The sequence below is a fragment of the Flavobacterium sp. genome (genome assembly GCF_044338735.1).
Taxonomy (GTDB): domain Bacteria; phylum Bacteroidota; class Bacteroidia; order Flavobacteriales; family Flavobacteriaceae; genus Flavobacterium.
This window is the reverse complement of sequence record NZ_JBIIWV010000021.1, coordinates 1-19,725: the sequence shown is the minus strand read 5'-3', so window position 1 is coordinate 19,725 and position 19,725 is coordinate 1. Positions and strand designations below refer to the sequence as shown.

Genomic DNA, 19,725 nt, shown 5'->3' with positions numbered 1-19,725 from the left:
CTGAAGTAACATTGAGTTCTGAGAATGAGCGAAAAATAGCGACCATTATTTATAATATTAATGGAGCAGAATTAATAAGTGAGGAAAATACCATTCCTGTTAATGACACCAAATTAAAAATCCCAACTAAATTTAGTTTTGGTTTAGGGTTAAGCGAAAATAAAAAATGGGCGATTGGTTCAGAGTTGACTTTTGCCAACAATAATTCATTGACTAATCGATTTGGTCCGATTCAAAATGTGTCCTACGAAAATTCAACAAAAGTTGCTATTGGGGGCTATTTCGTTCCAAAATATGATTCGTTTAATAATTATTTGAGTAGAATAATTTACCGTGGTGGATTTAGATATGAGAATACCGGATTGGTTCTTAATAATAAAAGTATCAATGATTATGCATTTACTTTTGGTTTAGGATTACCAGTAGGCCTTTCAAAAATTAATTTAGGAGTAGAGTTTGGAAAAAGGGGAACTACTACGAGTGGTTTGATTGAAGAAAACTATGTTAATGTAACTGTTGGGTTATCCTTAAGCGATATTTGGTTTATTAAAAGAAAAATAGACTAATTAATACATACTAAATGAAGGTTCAAAATTGCTTTATTTTCTTTTGCAAAAGTCTTGTAGTACTTATTACTATGCAAGTTCTTTTGTCTTGTGAAAGCGATTTGAAAAGAGTGCAAAAATTAACAGAAACCTCATTTGTGCCTTCTGGAGAAGTAGATACAATTAATCTAAAATATACCGATTCGGGTCGAATAAAATCAATTTTAAAGAGCCCAAAAATGTTTGAATATAGTACGGTTTATAATCCATTTACCGAATTTCCAAAAGGAATTCATTTAACCTTAATTGATGAAAATGAAAATAAGACTACAATAGTTTCTGATTATGCGATCTCATACAAAAAAACTAAAATTATAGATTTGCAAGGAAACGTAGTTATTACGGCTCATGACGGAAAAAAATTAGAAACTTCTCAATTATATTATGATCAAAAAAGCGAATGGTTTTTTACTGAAAAGCCTTTTAAATATTCTGATGAAGCAGGGGGCTATTTAGAAGGTCCGGGTGTTGATTTTAGTAAGGATTTTAAAATCTTCAATATGCAACGAAGTAACGGAGAAGTAAACACGATTGACTAATACCAACTAAAAAAATTAAAATGAACTATTTAAGACTTGTACAATATTTTTATCTAGCATTTGCCGCTTTTTTTGCCTATGATGCTTTTGCGAAATTTACTAATAATGAAAATTATGTGCTTAGCATATTAATTGCACTAGTTTCTTTAGGAATGTTTTTCTTTAGAAGACATTTTTATAATAAATACCAAAATAAAAAATAAAAACTTAAAAAAATCTGTGAAAATGTGCTTTTTCTATTTTATTATTAAATAGATAATCGTATTTTCGCCCTCTGAAAAAAAATTAAACATAAATAAAAATGGCAGTTTTATCTAAAATTAGACAACGTTCATTCTTCCTAATTGTAATTATTGCATTAGCATTATTTTCATTTGTATTAGCAGATGTAATCAAAAGTGGAACTTTTGGAAGTAGCGCAAATAGTGTAGGAACTATTAATGGAACAGACATTTCCGCACAAGAATTCATGCAGCAAGTTGCAATGATGGAAAAGCAAGGTCAAGGTATGAGTAATACACAAGCAATTAATTCTGCTTGGGATCAAAAAGTAAGAAGCATTATTCTTGGTGAAGAATTTGAAAAATTGGGACTTGCAATTGGCAACGAACAATTAATCAACGTAATCAAACAAAATCCAAATTTTGCTCAAAATCAACAGTTTTTAAATGCTGCAGGTCAGTTTGACGAAAATAAATTCAAAGAATACATCAAGTCTTTAAAAAATGCACCAAATCAGGAACAATGGTTGCAATGGAAAGATTTTGAAAAAAATATCGAAACCTATGCTGTGGAGCAATTATACAATACAATGATTAAATCAGGTGTTGTGACTACTAAAGCTGAAGGTAAATTTTCTTACGAAATGGAAGCTACTAAAGCTGATTTTGATTATGTAACGGTTGCTTTTTCAACGGTTAATGATGATCAAGTAAAGGTTACTGATGATGAAATTGTAGAATACATGAAGAAAAACCCTAAAAAATATAAATCAGACAACACCAGAAGTATTGATTTTATTTTAGTGGAAAATAAACCATCTAAAGAAGATGAAGCTGCAATGTTAGAATCTATTTCAGGAGTGTTAACAGGAAAAGTTGTTTATAACGAACAAACTAAAATGAATGATACATTACCTGGATTTAGAGCGGTTTCAAATGTAGGAGAGTTTGTAAATGCAAATTCTGATATCAAATTTGATTCAACCTATTTAGCAAAAAAAGATTTACCAGTTGACTTTCAAGAGCAATTATTTAATTTACCAGCTGGAGCAGTTTTTGGACCTTACGTTCATAATGGGCACCAATGTTTATCAAGAATGATTGGTAGAAAAGCGAATGCAAGTGCAAAAGCAAGTCACATATTATTAGCTTTTAAAGGTGCAGAAAGATCAACAGCTACTAGAACAAAAGAAGAAGCTCAAAAATTAGCAAATGATTTATTGGCTCAGGCCAAAGCAAATCCTGGCAATTTCGCCATGCTAGCCATCACAAATTCAGATGATCCAGGGTCAAAAAATAATGGTGGAGAATATGATAATATTGCGCCAGGTCAAATGACTCCAAAATTCAATGATTTTGTTTTTAATAATCCAGTAGGAACAATGGGCGTGGTAGAAACAGAATTTGGTTTCCACGTAATGAAAGTTTCAGGTAAAAATGACGCTGTGTTATTAGGAACAATTGCTCAAAAAATTCAAGCTTCTGATGCTACAATTGATGTTGCTTATACAAAAGCAAGTCAATTAGAGTCTGGAGCATTAGAAAATAAAGATTTTGCTGCTGTAGCTAAAAAAGCAGGTTTAGTAGTTACTCCTGCAACGAATATCAAAGCTTATGACGAATTTGTTCAAGGCTTAGGATCTCAAAGAGAAATAGTTCGTTGGAGTTTTAATAAAGAAACTGAGGTTGGTGGAATAAAACGTTTTGAAGTACCTCAAGGATTTGTGGTTACAAAATTAAAAGACATCAATGATTCGGGTTTACTTCCTTTGGATGTTGCAAAACAATCTGTAGAACCAATCCTTAAAAATCAGAAAAAAGCTGAAATCATCAAGAAAAAAATGAATGGAAATTCATTAGATGCTGTTTCAAAAGCATCGGGTGCTACTGTTTTAACTGCAACGGGTGTTACTATTAAAAACCCTATCATTCCTAATGTAGGTATGGAATCTAAAGTTGTTGGAAAAGCATTTGGATTAGCCGCAGGAAAAACTTCTAAAATTATTGAAGGAACTAGCGGTATGTTTATGATTAGAACTAAGAATGTTGTTAAAGCACCTGCAGTTTCTGATTATACAACTTATATCACCCAAGAGAAATCTCAAAATCAATCTTACGCTTCGTCAAAAGCGTATACCTCAATAAAAGATAAAGCAGATATAAAAGATAACAGAGCAAATTTCTAACAGGAATTTACTTTAAAATAAAAGAGCTGATATTTTTCAGCTCTTTTTTTATGTTTTAATCTCAAAGTAAATTTTAGAAGTAAAAAAAACGCAACCATGTAACTGATTGCGTTTTTATAGCATATAGGAGGCTCTAGTTAATCGTTTAACTTCAAAACCGCCATGAACGCTTCTTGAGGAATTTCTACGTTACCCACTTGACGCATTCGTTTTTTACCTTTTTTCTGTTTTTCTAATAATTTACGTTTACGCGAAATATCGCCACCATAACATTTTGCGGTTACATCTTTACGTAACGCTTTAATGGTTTCACGGGCGATAATTTTTGCTCCAATAGCCGCTTGAATCGGAATATCAAACTGTTGTCTTGGGATTAATTCTTTTAGCTTTTCACACATTTTTTTCCCAATGTAAAACGCATTACTGTCATGAATTAAAGCCGATAGTGCATCAACGGATTGTGCATTTAACAACACATCTAGTTTTACTAATTTTGATTCGCGCATTCCTATTGGGTGGTAATCAAATGAAGCATATCCTTTAGAAACGGTTTTTAATCGGTCATAAAAATCAAATACAATTTCCGCAAGTGGCATATCGAAATTCAATTCCACTCGCTCGGTAGTTAAATAGGTTTGGTTGGTAATTACACCACGTTTTTCGATACATAAACTCATCACATTTCCTACGAAATCTGATTTTGTTATTATAGTTGCTTTAATGTAAGGTTCTTCAACTCTGTCTAATTTTGAAGGTTCGGGCAAATCTGAAGGATTATTTACAATTAAAATTGTTTCAGGTTCTTTCTTAGTATACGCATGATAGGAAACGTTTGGAACAGTAGTAATTACCGTCATGTCAAATTCGCGTTCTAAACGCTCCTGAATGATTTCCATGTGTAACATTCCTAGGAATCCACAGCGGAAACCAAATCCTAATGCTGCCGAACTTTCTGCTGTAAATACTAATGAAGCATCGTTCAACTGTAATTTTTCCATAGATGCACGCAAGTCTTCATAATCTTCTGTATCTACTGGATAAATTCCTGCAAATACCATTGGTTTTACATCTTCAAAACCTTGAATCATATTGGTAGTTGGCGTTTTAGCATCGGTTACGGTGTCTCCAACTTTTACTTCTTTTGCTTCTTTTATTCCCGAAATTAAATAGCCTACATCTCCAGTTGAAATAACGTCTTTTGGTACTTGATTTAATTTCAAAGTTCCTACTTCGTCAGCAAAATATTCATTGCCTGTTGCCATGAATTTAATTTTTTGCCCTTTTCTGATTTCACCATTTTTTACACGGAAAATAACTTCAATTCCACGAAACGGATTGTAATGTGAATCAAAGATTAAAGCCTGAAGAGGTTCTTCAACATTTCCTTTTGGAGCTGGAATTTTTTCAATAATGGCTGCCAAAATATTTTCAACACCAAAACCTGTTTTTCCAGAAGCATGAATAATATCTTCTAATTTACAACCTAATAAATCGATTATATCATCACTAACTTCTTCAGGATTAGCACTTGGTAAATCTACTTTGTTTAAAACGGGGATAATTTCCAAGTCATTTTCTAAAGCCAAATATAAATTTGAAATGGTTTGTGCCTGAATACTTTGTGCCGCATCAACAATTAACAAAGCCCCTTCACAAGCGGCAATAGAACGAGAAACTTCATACGAGAAATCCACGTGACCGGGTGTGTCAATTAAGTTTAAAATATATTTTTCACCTTTATAGGTGTATTCCATTTGAATGGCGTGACTTTTTATGGTAATACCACGTTCGCGTTCTAAGTCCATGTTATCTAATAACTGTGCTTTTTCTTCACGAGCTGTAACGGTTTGTGTTGCGCCTAATAAACGATCTGCCAACGTACTTTTTCCGTGGTCAATGTGTGCAATAATGCAAAAATTTCTAATGTTTTTCATTCTTCAAGTTCAATGTCAAGTTCAAATATCAATAGCAATTCTTTCGAACAATTAATCTACAAATATAAACTAAAGTTTTGATTGTTAATAGAAGAAACTAGTAGTTGAATCGTTAAAAATTCAAAAATCTTCAATCGAAAATCTTCAATCAAAAATCTTGTCGTATTTTTGCAAAAAAATTACTGCATCATGCCAAAAATTGGTAACATCATATTACCTGATTTTCCTTTATTATTAGCGCCGATGGAAGACGTGAGTGATCCGCCATTTCGTCGTTTGTGCAAATTACATGGTGCCGATTTAATGTATTCTGAATTTATTTCTTCGGAAGGATTGATTCGGGACGCAGTTAAAAGCAAACAAAAGCTCGATATTTTTGATTATGAACGCCCTGTGGGAATTCAAATTTTTGGCGGTGACGAAGAAGCTATGGAGATGTCTTCACGAATTGTCGATGCGGTACAACCCGATTTAGTAGATATTAATTTTGGTTGCCCCGTAAAAAAAGTAGTTTGTAAAGGAGCAGGAGCAGGGGTTTTAAAAGATGTAGATTTGATGATTCGCTTAACCAAAGCGGTTATTAAAGGAACGAGTTTGCCGGTAACAGTAAAAACACGATTGGGTTGGGATGACAATTCGATCAACATAGATGAGGTTGCTGAGCGTTTGCAAGACATTGGCGTTCAAGCCTTAACGGTTCATGCACGAACACGAGCACAAATGTATAAAGGACGTTCGGACTGGTCACACGTTCAACGAATTAAAGAAAACCCTAGAATTTCAATGCCTATTTTTGGAAATGGTGATATTGATTCTCCTGAAAAAGCGTTGGAATACAAAAATAAATATGGTTTAGACGGCATGATGATTGGTCGCGCCGCGATTGGTTATCCTTGGATTTTTAATGAAATAAAACATTATTTCGCTACGGGTGAAAAATTAGCCGCTCCCAGCATGGATGACCGAATTGAAGCAGCCAAAAATCACTTAATTTGGAGTGTAGAATGGAAAGGTGAACGTTTAGGTATTAACGAAATGCGCCGTCATTATACCAATTATTTCAAAGGCATTCACGGTTTTAAAGAATACAAACAAAAATTGGTCACCACAGATGGTATCAATCAATTATTAGATGTATTTACTGAGATTGAGCAGGTATATGCGGATTATGTTTTTCAGGAATAGTAAATGTTACCCATGATACACTCTAGAAAACACAATTTTTCCGTCTTTAATTTCTAATACTTCAGCAACTAACATATCGTCTTCGTTTGCTACTTGGCGTGTATATTCCATAAACACTCGATCTGTGTTTGCGGTTAATGAAGTTACTTTGTAATGTAATGTTGGCAATCGATCAAAAGCGTCTTGCCACCAAACACGCATTGCTTCTTTCCCGATGATTAATCCATTGGTTTCCGGTTGGCGAATTTTTAATTTCGGACTAAAATGTTGGGCTTCGTCGTCGTATAACGCCAATAATTTCTCAAGATTTTTTGTATTGAACGCATCAAACCATCTAAGTGCAATTTGTTGAAGTTGATTGGGCATAAAGTTTAAATTTAAACGCAAAGAGCGCTAAGTTTTTTGCAAAGTTCGCAAAGATTCTAAATAAAAAAAGACACATAAAAAATTCTATGTGTCTATATGTTTTAAAAAAAAGGGTTACGAATTTTTTAGGTTGATGATTTCTTGTTCGGTTAAGAAACGCCAATCGCCTCTTGGTAAATTTTTCTTGGTCAAACCAGCAAAAGTTACTCGGTCAACTTTTAAAACATCATATTTTAAGTGTTCGAAAATTTTACGAACAACTTTAACATTAGACGTTTTCATTTTAATCCCGATTTCGCTTTTTGGTTGGTCTTCGATATAAGTAATTTCTTCCACAAAAACCTTGTGGTCGTCAATAGTTAGTCCTTTTTGGATACGTTCTAAATCTTCGTATTTTAAGTTTTTATCTAAAGTCACTTGATATACTTTAGACGAACGTTGATTGGGAACGGTGAATTTCTGTACAATTTCAGTATCATTGGTAAACAATAACAAGCCTGTAGTGGTTTTATCCATTCTTCCTACCGGTATTAAATTTGCTTTTGAAGCATTTTTAACCAAGTCTAATACATTTGCTGAACCTATTGCATCATCGCCTGCTGTAGAAAAGTTCTTAGGTTTATTTAATAGAATGTATTCTTTCTTTTCGGGTGTAATGTTAACGCCGTCAAACTGCACCACATCAGTTAGTTTAACGCGATGTCCCATTTCGGTAATAACTTCTCCGTTTACTTTTACATTACCACTTTGAATGTAGATATCAGCATCTCTTCTGCTACACATTCCTGAATTAGAAATGTAGCGATTTAAGCGCATTTCGTCTGGATTTGAAGGTCTTTTAGGAGATTTTGGTGCCTTTGGTGCTTCTTTAGGTGCTTCGGGTTTTGTGGCAAATTTTGAAGGTGCTTTTCTAACAGGAGCATTTCCTCTTGAATTGCTGGATTTTTTGTATCCTCCTTGTCTTGCAGAACCCGGACGGCTTTTATCGTTATCTTGATGACGTGACATAATTGTAAACAAATTTTTGCAAAGATATAACTAATATGTTGAAATCAATTTTTTTCCGTGTATCAAAACGGAAGGCTCGATGAGAATGATGCAAAACACCCCCGATACAATAATGAGTTTTAATAAAAAATGAAGTTTTAAAAATTCGGTTTTAGAGCTTGATTTCCATAACAACATTACGAAAAACAATAGCATAATCATGCTAAGGTAAAAGTAACTATCCATGTAGCCCACATCATAAATTTCGATTAAAAAATATATGGGAATTACGGTGCAAAAAGTTAAAATTGTGATGATAGTTTTGGCCATTTTTTCACCAAAAACAACAGGAATTGTTTTATAATCGGTAATTAAATCGCCCTCAATATTTTCTAAATCTTTAATCATTTCACGAATTAAAATTAGTAAAAACAAGAAGAGTGCATTCGCAAAAATTACTTCGTAAAAGTTTTTATAATACATTAAAATCCCAAAAAAAGGCAAAACTGCTAAAACGGATGCCGTAATGTTTCCAACTAGAAATATTTTTTTCAACTTATGCGAATAAAACCAAATTAAGAAAATATAGGTTGAAAAAAATAAAATCGCTCGCCACGAAATGAAAAACATCAAAAATGCCACAATAAAGTTTATGGTAAAATACACTTTCAGCTTAGTTTCTTGACTTACTAATCGGTCAATCATCGCTTTTTTAGGCCGATTGATTAAATCTTTTTTTGCATCATAAAAGTTATTGATAATGTATCCCGAAGCGATAGTAAGAGATGAAGCTATTACAATTAAAAATAATTGCCAATCCAAAATAATTGCCAAAGCTCTTTTTTCAGGCGCCAAAATAAAAATAGCCGAAAGATATTGTGCTAAAACAATCACCCAAATGTTATACCCTCTAATTACAGAAAAGAGGCTTGCAATTTTTTTTAGCGTTACTTTGAATTTACGAGTAAGCATTTCTCTTTTGGTTTTAGGTTATGGGTTATCGGTGAAGGGTAATAATGGTGAATTTTATACTCAAACCTAATCCCTTTTTTCTAATCCCTTTTGCCTATTTAAAAGTTATAAACTACTTCTAATTTATAGTCTTTTAAGGATTCTTTTGCTTTATCTAAATCATGAGTAAATCCTAAAATATAACCGCCACCGCCAGAACCACATAATTTTAGATAGTAGTCATTCGTGTCGATTCCTTTTTGCCATATTTGATGAAATTGCTCGGGAATCATTGGTTTAAAGTTGTTTAACACTACTTTAGATAATTGTTTGGTATTTTCTAATAACGATTTTACATCGCCGCGCAAGAAATTTTCCACACAAGCATCAGTATATTTGATAAATTGCGATTTCAACATCGTTCGGAAACCATTATCTTTTAGGTTTTCCATAAAAATAGAAACCATTGGAGCGGTTTCACCTACAATTCCTGAATCTAATAAAAATACAGCGCCTTTTCCTTGCGTGCTTTGAGTAGGAATTCCGGTTGCTTCAATATTATCTTTCGAATTAATTAAAATGGGAATACTCAAATAACTATTTAATGGATCTAAACCCGAACTTTTTCCATGAAAAAAAGATTCCATTTGGGCAAAAATCGTTTTCAATTGTACTAATTTTTCACGCGTTAAATTTTCTAAAACCGTGATTTTATCATTCGCATATTTATCATAAATAGCAGCCACTAAGGCGCCACTACTTCCAACGCCATATCCTTGTGGAATGCTGGAATCAAAATACATACCGCTGTTTACATCTTGTTTTAAAACTGTCAAATTGAACGTTACCAACTCAGGTTGTTCCGCTTGTAATTGCTCTAAATAAGTAACAAACTTTTTCAAACTTTCGTTTGATTTAATAGCTATTTCAGACGAATTATCCTCTTTCTTTAAAGCCCCATTATAGAAATTATAAGGAATTGAAAGTCCTTTCGAATCTTGGATAATTCCATATTCTCCGAAAAGTAATATTTTTGAGTAAAAAAGCGGTCCTTTCATATTATTTAATTGACAATTAATAATGAATAATTGATAATTATTTATTTTTTGAAGTATTGATTATACTAGTAAGCAATTTCAATATTTCTATAATTTTATATTTTACATTTTGAAACTCTTCATCGGTTAAATAATTCGTTTCAAACAACAAATCTAACCAATATTCTGTTTCATTTGCTTCTTTCAGTGAAATCGATAACTTATGAATAAAGTCTGCTTTGCTTTGTGCATGCTCTGATTCTCTTACATTAGCTCCAATGGATGTTCCTGAACGCAACAATTGTTTGGATAAAACAAATTCCTTTTTATCTACCAAGGATTTATAAAGGTACACTATTTCTTTAGCAAATTCAAAAGATTTTTCTTTAATAACATTTTTCTTCTCCATTATCAATTGTTAATTATTCATTATCAATTGACTTCCATTCCCAATTTCATCACAAATATACTGACCATTTTGGCAATATTCAATTAACTCATTCTGAATAAATTGCAATACATTTTCTTTCACATTTTCAGGATATAAAACATGCACATTGGCACCGGCGTCTAACGTAAAACATACTGGAACTTGTGTATCGTTTCTGAACTTCCAAATTTTATTGATAATTTCTAATGTATTTGGTTTCATCAATATAAAATAGGGCATTGAAGTCATCATCATCGCGTGTAAGGTCAATGCTTCACTTTCTACAATTTTGATGAATTCTGCTACATTTCCTGAGGATAAAATTGCTTTTATTTTAGATAAATTTTCATGTGCTTGAGTAAAACGTCTTTTCGCAAACGGATGATTGTGCATTAAATCGTGCCCAACAGTACTTGAAACTTGTTTTTCGCCTTTATCTACTAATAAAATTGTGTCTTGATAGTTTTTGAAGTTAGAATGAATTGCTGAAAATTCGACTCCAAATAAATCTGAACTTCCTGAAATTTCAGCATGATTGCCCCAAACCACCACTTCTCCTTTAATACTTCGGCATGCACTTCCACTTCCTAATCGTGCCAAAAATGAAGCTTTTGCATAAAAATAGTCATCTGAAATCGACGGATTAATTGCTTTTTCTAAACTCATGATATTCATCGCTAAAGCTGCCATTCCAGATGCTGAAGAAGCAATTCCTGAACTATGAGGAAAGGTATTTTGGGTGTCTATTTTAAAGTGATATTCTTTTAAAAATGGGCAAAATTGCTCGATTCTTTCAAAGAATTTTTGAATTTTTGGTTTGAAATCTTCTTTTGGTTTTCCTTCAAACAATAATTCAAATGAAAAAACATTGTTTTCCGATTTTTTAACTACTTCTAATTTTGTAATTGTTTTACAATTGTTTAACGTAAAACTTATCGATGGATTGGCTGGAATTTGTCTTTCTTTTTTCCCCCAATATTTCACTAAAGCAATATTACTAGGTGCACTCCATTCAAAACTAGCGGATTCAATGGATTGATATGAAGTTGCGATAAAATCTTTTTCAAGAAGCATAGCTAAAATTTTGACAAAAATACCGATTTTGATTGATTTGTTCCCTTGATATTTCGTTAATTTGCTTATAAATTTGAAAAAATGACAAAATATTTGCGAATAATCAACATGGTCATGGTTTGTTTAGCTGTTGGATATTTATCCAGTAAAGTAACACAAGCCAGTATTGAAACGTGGTATCCGATGATAAAGAAACCAGTTTTTAATCCGCCAAATTGGGTTTTTGCACCCGTTTGGACACTTTTATTTATATTGATGGGAATTTCCAGCGGACTTATTTGGAATCAAATGGCTGTTAAAATGCCTTTGGTTAAAAAAGGGATGTTATTTTTTATAATTCAATTAGCGTTAAATGCACTTTGGTCTTATATTTTCTTTGGATTGCACAATTTTTTATTGGCCTTAGTAGAAATAGTTGTACTCTGGTTAATGATTTATGAAACGTATCATGTATTCAAGCAAATTGATAAAAAAGCAGCTTATTTATTGATTCCTTATATGGTATGGGTAGGTTTTGCAACGATTTTAACAGCTAGTATTTTTTGGTTGAATAGATAATTCTTTTTTAACGCAAAGTCTAGCAAAGTTTTTTCGCAAAGTATAAAAAGACCTTTACACCATTTAGACTTATAAGTTCATATAGGTTTAATACAACTTTGTGTTCTTAGTAAATTCTTAGTGAGCTTAGTGGTTAAAGAAATTATTATATAATATTTTCTGCCACAATAAAACCGCTTGTCCAGGCATTTTGAAAATTGAATCCGCCTGTAATGGCATCAATATTTAGAATTTCGCCTGCAAAATATACGTCTGGTAAAATTTTGCTTTCCATGGTTTTGAAATTGACTTCTTTTAAATCAATTCCACCGGCAGTTACAAATTCTTCTTTAAAGGTGCTTTTCCCGTTGACGTGAAATTCGCCATTTATAAGTTGTTCAATTAACGAATGGAGTTGTTTTTTAGTTATATCTGCCCATTTTGTTTCTTCTGAAATTCCAGCAGCAAAAACTAGGTTTTCCCAAAGACGTTTTGGTAATTCAAAATGAGCATATTTAGTTACTAATTTTTTAGCATGTTCTTCTTTTATGTCTTTCAATAAGTCGATTGCTTCCTCAAAACTCGTTTCGTTCAACCAATTTACTTGAATAGCAAACTGGTATTTCTTTTCGGCTAACTCTCTCGCACCCCATGCTGAAAGTCTCAAAATCCCTGGGCCACTCATTCCCCAATGGGTAATCAATAAAGGACCCGATGCTTCTAGTTTGGTTTTTTTGACTTTAACGGAAGCTAAAGCTGAAAGTCCCATTAAATCTTTAATTCGAGGATCTTTGATATTAAACGTAAACAACGATGGAACGGGTTCGATTATGGAATGACCTAAATTTTGTAACAATTCCCACATTTTAGGATTACTTCCTGTTGCCATTACTATTTTTTCACAAGTAAAAACCTCTTGAGTAGTTGTTATTTTCAAATGGGTTTCGGTTTTGTATAATTCTTGAACACTATGATTTGTTAAGACGTCTATTTTTTGTTTTTTTATTGCTTCTTGAAAACAATCAATTATGGTTTGAGACGAATCGGAAACTGGAAACATTCTTCCATCATCTTCAATTTTTAGTTCTACGCCACGTTTTTCAAACCATTCGATGGTATCTCCCGAACAAAATTGATGAAAGGGTCCCTTTAATTCCTTTTCGCCACGAGGATAAAATTTTACTAAATCATTGGGTACAAAGCACGCATGAGTAACATTACATCTTCCTCCACCCGAAATGCGCACTTTTTCTAATACGTTTTTTCCACGTTCTAGAATGGCTATTTTATGGTTTGAATTTTTTTCGGCGATGTTAATGGCAGTAAAATAACCAGCAGCGCCTCCACCAATAATGATAATGTCGTATTTTGAATTCAATGGATTTGTTTTTTGCAAATATCGGTTAAATTTTAAAATAAAAAGTCCCGCTTTGGATAAGCAGGACTTTAAAATTGTATGTTAACTATTATTCAGTTAGAAAAAATGAATTTCATTTTTTCTGCCCCAAAAAAGGTTAATACTATTTTGGGGTATTTTTATGGCTCAACTTGTAACATTTTATAGATTTGTTCTACTTATAGTTTATAGCTCAATATTTATGCTTTTATATTTACGTTTACTTTCAGAAAGTTTCAGCTTTGCAATCAATGCTTTGCGCAATAATAAATTGCGTACGCTTCTTTCATTGTTAGGAGTTACCATCGGAATTTTTTCAATTATTGCGGTCTTAGCGGCAGTAGATTCTATGGATAAGAAAATTAAAGAAGATTTAAGCGATATGGATATGAATACCGTATACCTTATGAATTTTTCTTTTGGCCCATCTGAAGTGCCTCGCTGGAAACGCGAACAATTTCCAAAAGTAACGTATGATGAGTTTGAGTTTTTGAAAAAAAGTATTCCTAGTATTGAAAAAATTTCTTTCAATTTTTTTGCCCGAAACGAAAGTGTAAAATTTGAATCCAAAACAGTTAATTCAATACGCGTCAAACCTTCTACCGAAGATTTTTTTGATATTGAACCGATAAAAATAGAAACCGGTCGGTTGTTTAATGGAGCCGAGTCAAACTCTGGAAGTCCAGTAATTGTAATTGGAAGTGAAGTTGCTAACGGATTATTCGAAAACACCGATCCTATTGGAAAGAAAATACGTTTATACGGACAAAAACTTACCGTTATTGGTGTTTTAAAGAAACAAGGTCAAGGCATGTTTGGCGATAGTAATGACGTTGCAGTGTTTTTTCCTGTTAATTTTTTGAGAAGAATGTATGGTGATGAAAATGATGCGCTGCGCGCTGCTATTTTAATTAAACCTGAGAAAGGAATTGATATCGAAGAATTTAAAGCCGAATTAGCACAAAAATTAAGAGTGCATAGAGGTGTTAAAACCGGTGAAATTGATAATTTTTTCATGAATGTTCTTTCTGGATTTACCGATTTTATAGATAACATAGTAGGACAAATGAACGCCATTGGATGGGGAATCAGTGCATTTTCTTTATTAGTGGGTGGTTTCGGTATTGCAAATATTATGTTCGTTTCGGTAAAAGAGCGCACCAATTTAATTGGAATTCAAAAAGCATTAGGTGCGAGAAATAAATTCATTTTATTCCAATTTTTAATTGAAGCCGTTATTTTATCATTAATTGGGGGTTTGATAGGAATGTTTCTGGTATGGGTAATAGCAATCATTTTATCCAGCACATTAGATTTCGAATTTGTATTAAGCGCTTCAAACATGCTATTGGGTTCTGGTTTAGCTGCTTTTATTGGATTAATAGCCGGAATTATACCTGCCATTTCAGCTTCAAAATTAGATCCTGTTGAAGCGATACGAAGCGGAATGTAACACTCTTTTTTGTATATTTGGAGACTAGATATTTCCAAATTGAAAAAACAATTCATAAGTTTTCTTTTGCTATTCTTTTTGATGGCTCCTGCTGCAGTAACCTATATTTGGTTACAGCAAAGAAAAGCTGTTGTAAGAAAAGAAGTAAAATGGAAAATGATTGCTGGAATTGATAAAAGCGAATTGGTATTCTTTCAATTTTTTAAAAAAGAAAGTCAAACAAAATTAAAATGGAAACATTCTTTAGAATTTGAATTCAATGGAGAAATGTATGATGTTGTTAAAAAAATCACGTCATCAGATACTATTCAATATTGGTGTTGGTGGGATCATGAAGAAACCAAATTGAGTAAACAATTGTCTAAATTATTAGTTGGAGCTTTTCAATCAGACGTTCCTTCCAAAGACAAAAAACAAGAAATAGTTACTTTTTATAAATCATTATTTTGTTCGGAAGTTTTTAGTTGGAACCCTATTTTTAATACTTTTAGAAATAGTAACAATGCTTGTTTTAATGACAATTATAAATTTATTGTTACTTCAATTAATGCTCCACCTCCCGAATTAGTTTAGATTTTATTCAATTTTACACAATACTATTCTATCAGATAACTGGGTTTATTTGATGGATAGGTTTGTATTTTAATTACAAATAAAATTTAAATAAATGAATAAATACATTCAATATATAATGTTATTGTGTGTTGGTTTTTCATTTTCTCAAACGAAAAATGACACGGTAAAATCAATATCTGAATTATCAGAATTGGTGATTTCCACAAAATTACCAAACGATTATTCAAAATTAGCCAATCAAGTTGTTGCAATTTCTGCCAAACAAATTGATTTTCAAAATTTTCAAAGTACGGCAGAATTACTTTCAAATTCAGGAGCACTTTTTGTTCAAAAATCTCAACAAGGAGGAGGAAGTCCCGCAATTAGAGGTTTTGAGGCAAGTCGTGTCTTGCTTTTAGTAGACGGAGTAAGAATGAATAATTTAATTTTCAGAGCTGGTCATCTTCAAAATGTAATTACAGTTGATGAAAGTATGTTAGATAATGTTGGTATTTTTTATGGTCCAACTTCGACTTTATTTGGTAGTGATGCCTTAGGCGGAACTGTAGCAATGACAACAAAACGCGCAAAGTTTTTTAACGAGACTAAAAATAAATTTACGGGAGGAATAAATACACGCTATAGCTCGGTTAATAAAGAAAAATCAATAGCTTTTACTCTAAATTATGCAGCAACAAATTTTGCTGCATTATCCATTTTATCATTTAATGATTTTGGTGATTTAAAAATGGGAAAAGAAAGAAATCATAATGGTGATTATTTTGGTGAAAGGCCTACTTATGTTACTACGGTAAATGGTGTTGATCAATTGAATAGCAACAACGATAAATATACTCAAGTAGGGTCTGGTTATAAGCAATATAATTTTTTACAAAAGTTTGCTTACAAAACATCATCTGGTTTTGAACATGGATTAAATTTCCAATTTTCAACGTCTTCAGATATTAATCGTTACGATAGATTAACAGAAACTGCCGGAAGTGGTTTGAAGTTTTCGGAGTGGTATTATGGACCTCAACAACGTGTTTTAGGAGTATATTCACTAAGTAAAGAAAAAGCCCTATTAGGAAGTGATTTAAAGTTGAATGTAGCATTTCAAAAGGCAAAAGAAAGTCGCCATAACAGAAGCTTTGGCAATTATAATTTGCAAAACAGAAATGAGAATGTAATGATGTATTCAGTAGGTTTTGATTTAGATAAAAAATTCACAAAAGGCGAATTATTTTATGGGTTTGAATCTTATTTTGAAACCTTGAATTCTACAGCATTTGCAAATAACATTAATACAGGTGTTAGAACAGATTTAGATACTAGATATCCAAATGGCGACAACAACATGATGCGTAATGATGTGTATGTTTCTTATAATGAAAAAATCTCTGAAAAAACGGTTTGGAATGCCGGTGCTAGAATTGGATATACTACGTTGAAAAGTACAATAGCAGATGACACATTTTTTTCGCTCCCATTTACTAGTATTTCACAAGGTAATTTTACCTACAGCGAAACTTTTGGAATTGTTCATAAAACATCAAATAATTTTACTTTAAAAGCGAATGTAGCTTCTGGTTTTAGAGCGCCAAATGTTGATGATTTAGCAAAGATATTTGAATCTGCAGCAGGTATAATAATTGTTCCTAATAAAGATTTAAAACCTGAGAAAACACTTACGGCCGATTTTGGTTTTGTAATTCAATCTGATTCCAAAAAAATAAAATTTGAAAACACCTACTTTTATACCCGATTATATGATGCCATTGTAACCGATGAATTTTTGTATAACGATCAAAGTACTGTTCTTTATGATGGAACTACAAGTCAGGTCTTTGCAAATCAGAACAAAGGAAAAGCTTTTATTACTGGAGTTTCTACAAATTTTTCGGGTGAAATTATACCTAGTTTATTATTGAATGCAAACTTTAATTACACATTAGGTAGAGTAATAGAAAATGGTAATCAATCTCCTTTAGATCATATTTCGCCTTACTTTGGAAAAATCGGTATAGCTTATTCAAAAAGTTGGGCAAATTTTGAAGCGTATATGCTCTATAACGGCAAAAAAGAGGCAAGTGATTATTCAACAAGCGGTGAAGATAATGCTCAGTATGCGCCAGTGGGAGGGATGCCTGCTTGGGAAACCTATAATTTTAAAACAGGATTTAATGTGTATAAAGGGGCAACACTTTTTGTAGGTGTTGAGAATCTTTTAGACACGCAGTACCGCGTTTTTGCTTCAGGAATTAATGCTCCAGGAAGAAATATTTATGGCGGATTGAAGTATAACTTTTAAATAAGTATTCTTAAAAAAAATCCCGTTAGAATTAATAACGGGATTTTTTATTATCTAACTTCTTGATTCTGAATTAAATCAATATACAAGTTGATTTTATCTTTCAGCTCTTTTCTAGGAGAAATAAAGTCTAAAAATCCATGCTCTAATAAAAATTCTGAAGTTTGAAATCCTTCTGGCAACTCTTTACCGGTGGTGTCTTTTACCACTCGAGGTCCAGCAAAGCCAATTAAAGCCCCAGGTTCGCCAATATTAATATCGCCAAGCATAGCATAAGAAGCTGTTGTTCCCCCAGTTGTAGGGTCTGTACATAATGAAATGTAAGGTATTTTTGCTTCTGCTAATTGAGCCAGTTTTGCCGAAGTTTTTGCTAATTGCATTAACGAATAGGCTGCTTCCATCATACGCGCTCCTCCCGATTTTGAAATCAAAACAAAAGGAACGTTATTTTTAATACAATAATCAATTGCTCTTACAATTTTTTCACCCACAACAGCACCCATTGAACCACCAATGAACGCAAAATCCATACAGGAAACCACAAGCTCTTTCCCTTTAGATTTTCCTACTGCTGTTCTAATCGCATCATTCAATTTGGTTTTACCCATCACATCCTTTAAACGATCACTGTATTTTTTAGTGTCTTCAAATTTTAAGGGATCTTTTGAAGTTAGTTTTGCATCTAGCTCTTTAAATTCATTATTGTCGAATAAAATTTCGAAATATTCTCTACTACCAATGCGCACATGATAATCGTCTTCGGGACTTACCCAAAGGTTTCTCGCCAATTCATCTTGGTCAATAATTTTACCTGTTGGCGATTTGTACCACAATCCTTTAGGAACATCTTTTTTGTCCTCGGTTGCAGTTGTAATTCCTTTTTCTTTTCTTTTAAACCAAGCCATAATTTATTGTATAATGTATATTGTATAATTGTATATTGTAAGTTCGTTTTCAGTTTTACATTATACAGTTTTTATAAAGTGTTTACGTTATTCAAATCGGCAAAAGCTTGTTCTAATCTTGTGTTGAACGTTACTTCTCCTTCACGAACCCATTTTCTTGGGTCGTAGTGTTTTTTATTTGGACTGTCAGCTCCATCTGGGCTTCCAATTTGTGTTCTTAAGTAATCAACTTTATTTACCATATAATCGCGAATTCCTTCCGTAAACGCAAATTGTAAATCAGTATCAATGTTCATTTTAATAACTCCATATCCAATAGCTTCTCTAATTTCTTCAATTGTAGAACCTGATCCTCCGTGGAAAACAAAATCTACAGGATTAGCATTTGTGTTGAATTTATTTTGAACGAATTCTTGCGAATTTTTAAGAATTTTTGGAGTCAATTTTACATTTCCGGGTTTGTAAACGCCATGAACATTTCCAAAAGAAGCTGCAATGGTAAATCTCGGACTTACTTTCATCAATTCTTCATAAGCATAAGCTACTTCTTCTGGTTGTGTATATAATTTTGAGCTATCTACATCTGAATTGTCCACACCATCTTCTTCACCACCTGTTATTCCTAATTCAATTTCTAAAGTCATGCCCATTTTGCTCATTCTTTCTAAATATTTTTTAGAAATTTCAAGATTTTCCTCAATTGGCTCTTCAGATAAATCAATCATGTGAGAACTGAATAACGATTTTCCAGTTTCGGCAAAATGTTTTTCAGAAGCATCTAATAATCCATCAATCCAAGGCAATAAATTTTTTGCACAATGATCAGTATGTAAAATAACGGTTGCTCCATAAGCTTCAGCTAAAGTATGAATGTGTTTTGCACCTGCAACAGCTCCTAAAATAGCCGATTTTTGGTGATCATTTGACAATCCTTTTCCAGCATTAAACTGTGCGCCACCATTTGAAAATTGAATGATAACAGGTGCATTTAATTTTGCTGCGGTTTCTAAAACACCATTAATTGTACTTGATCCTACAACGTTTACAGCAGGT

General features: G+C 32.6%; 18 protein-coding genes and 1 pseudogene. 9 read left to right on the top strand and 10 right to left on the bottom strand.

Annotated elements, in window-relative coordinates; all coding sequences use genetic code 11:
* The 4 genes and pseudogenes from ACIQZC_RS02780 to ACIQZC_RS02765 all read left to right on the top strand — a co-directional run.
* Positions 1-566: pseudogene (locus ACIQZC_RS02780) on the top strand (hypothetical protein); the annotation flags it as partial.
* Between the two features lie 71 nt (positions 567-637).
* Positions 638-1,144, top strand: coding sequence for an LPS export ABC transporter periplasmic protein LptC (gene lptC / locus ACIQZC_RS02775; protein WP_396137709.1), 507 nt, complete (start codon positions 638-640; stop codon positions 1,142-1,144).
* Positions 1,145-1,164: 20 nt separating this feature from the next.
* A complete protein-coding gene (locus tag ACIQZC_RS02770; RefSeq protein WP_396137708.1) occupies positions 1,165-1,347 on the top strand; it encodes a hypothetical protein in 183 nt (60 codons plus the stop codon).
* 98 nt (positions 1,348-1,445) lie between these two features.
* Positions 1,446-3,551 carry a peptidylprolyl isomerase gene (locus ACIQZC_RS02765; protein ID WP_396137707.1) on the top strand — a complete coding sequence of 702 codons (2,106 nt, stop codon included), beginning with the start codon at positions 1,446-1,448 and terminating at the stop codon, positions 3,549-3,551.
* Positions 3,552-3,688: 137 nt separating this feature from the next.
* On the opposite strand, the gene lepA is transcribed toward ACIQZC_RS02765, so the two are convergent.
* Entirely contained in the window at positions 3,689-5,485 is a 1,797-nt protein-coding gene (gene lepA, locus ACIQZC_RS02760; protein WP_396137706.1) for a translation elongation factor 4, read from the bottom strand.
* Between the two features lie 189 nt (positions 5,486-5,674).
* Between lepA and dusB the strand changes: the two genes are divergently transcribed.
* The gene (dusB, locus tag ACIQZC_RS02755) at positions 5,675-6,670 is read left to right on the top strand and encodes a tRNA dihydrouridine synthase DusB (RefSeq protein ID WP_396137705.1); all 996 of its coding nucleotides are present in this window, start codon (positions 5,675-5,677) and stop codon (positions 6,668-6,670) included.
* Positions 6,671-6,676: 6 nt separating this feature from the next.
* On the opposite strand, the gene ACIQZC_RS02750 is transcribed toward dusB, so the two are convergent.
* From ACIQZC_RS02750 to ACIQZC_RS02725, 6 genes are all read right to left on the bottom strand, one after another.
* Positions 6,677-7,036 (bottom strand): nuclear transport factor 2 family protein, encoded by a 360-nt coding sequence (locus tag ACIQZC_RS02750; protein WP_396137704.1) that lies wholly within the window; start codon positions 7,034-7,036, stop codon positions 6,677-6,679.
* A gap of 114 nt (positions 7,037-7,150) precedes the next feature.
* Positions 7,151-8,044: a pseudouridine synthase gene (locus ACIQZC_RS02745; protein WP_396137703.1), complete on the bottom strand. Its 894-nt coding sequence runs from the start codon at positions 8,042-8,044 to the stop codon at positions 7,151-7,153.
* A 30-nt stretch (positions 8,045-8,074) separates the two neighbouring features.
* On the bottom strand, positions 8,075-8,995 hold the full coding sequence (locus ACIQZC_RS02740) for a geranylgeranylglycerol-phosphate geranylgeranyltransferase (protein ID WP_396137702.1): 921 nt from the start codon (positions 8,993-8,995) through the stop codon (positions 8,075-8,077).
* Positions 8,996-9,093: 98 nt separating this feature from the next.
* On the bottom strand, positions 9,094-10,032 hold the full coding sequence (locus ACIQZC_RS02735; RefSeq protein ID WP_396137701.1) for a mevalonate kinase: 939 nt from the start codon (positions 10,030-10,032) through the stop codon (positions 9,094-9,096).
* 37 nt (positions 10,033-10,069) lie between these two features.
* Positions 10,070-10,420, bottom strand: coding sequence for a four helix bundle protein (locus ACIQZC_RS02730; RefSeq protein WP_396137700.1), 351 nt, complete (start codon positions 10,418-10,420; stop codon positions 10,070-10,072).
* Positions 10,421-10,429: 9 nt separating this feature from the next.
* A complete protein-coding gene (locus ACIQZC_RS02725) occupies positions 10,430-11,515 on the bottom strand; it encodes a diphosphomevalonate/mevalonate 3,5-bisphosphate decarboxylase family protein (protein WP_396137699.1) in 1,086 nt (361 codons plus the stop codon).
* An 81-nt stretch (positions 11,516-11,596) separates the two neighbouring features.
* On the opposite strand from ACIQZC_RS02725, the gene ACIQZC_RS02720 reads away from it, so the two are divergent.
* A complete protein-coding gene (locus ACIQZC_RS02720) occupies positions 11,597-12,073 on the top strand; it encodes a TspO/MBR family protein (protein WP_396137698.1) in 477 nt (158 codons plus the stop codon).
* 145 nt (positions 12,074-12,218) lie between these two features.
* On the opposite strand, the gene ACIQZC_RS02715 is transcribed toward ACIQZC_RS02720, so the two are convergent.
* The gene (locus ACIQZC_RS02715) at positions 12,219-13,430 is read right to left on the bottom strand and encodes an NAD(P)/FAD-dependent oxidoreductase (RefSeq protein WP_396137710.1); all 1,212 of its coding nucleotides are present in this window, start codon (positions 13,428-13,430) and stop codon (positions 12,219-12,221) included.
* Positions 13,431-13,650: 220 nt separating this feature from the next.
* On the opposite strand from ACIQZC_RS02715, the gene ACIQZC_RS02710 reads away from it, so the two are divergent.
* The 3 genes from ACIQZC_RS02710 (at position 13,651) to ACIQZC_RS02700 (ending at position 17,767) form a co-directional block, all read left to right on the top strand.
* On the top strand, positions 13,651-14,901 hold the full coding sequence (locus tag ACIQZC_RS02710; RefSeq protein ID WP_396137697.1) for an ABC transporter permease: 1,251 nt from the start codon (positions 13,651-13,653) through the stop codon (positions 14,899-14,901).
* A 39-nt stretch (positions 14,902-14,940) separates the two neighbouring features.
* On the top strand, positions 14,941-15,474 hold the full coding sequence (locus ACIQZC_RS02705) for a hypothetical protein (RefSeq protein WP_396137696.1): 534 nt from the start codon (positions 14,941-14,943) through the stop codon (positions 15,472-15,474).
* A 94-nt stretch (positions 15,475-15,568) separates the two neighbouring features.
* Complete coding sequence (locus tag ACIQZC_RS02700) at positions 15,569-17,767, top strand: TonB-dependent receptor plug domain-containing protein (RefSeq protein ID WP_396137695.1); 2,199 nt, start codon at positions 15,569-15,571, stop codon at positions 17,765-17,767.
* Positions 17,768-17,817: 50 nt separating this feature from the next.
* On the opposite strand, the gene accD is transcribed toward ACIQZC_RS02700, so the two are convergent.
* Together accD and fbaA are read right to left on the bottom strand one after the other, a co-directional pair.
* Positions 17,818-18,672, bottom strand: a complete 855-nt coding sequence (gene accD / locus ACIQZC_RS02695) for an acetyl-CoA carboxylase, carboxyltransferase subunit beta (protein ID WP_396137694.1) — start codon at positions 18,670-18,672, stop codon at positions 17,818-17,820.
* Between the two features lie 71 nt (positions 18,673-18,743).
* Positions 18,744-19,725: class II fructose-bisphosphate aldolase (gene fbaA / locus ACIQZC_RS02690; protein WP_396137693.1), on the bottom strand; the 982-nt coding region annotated here is incomplete at its 5' end.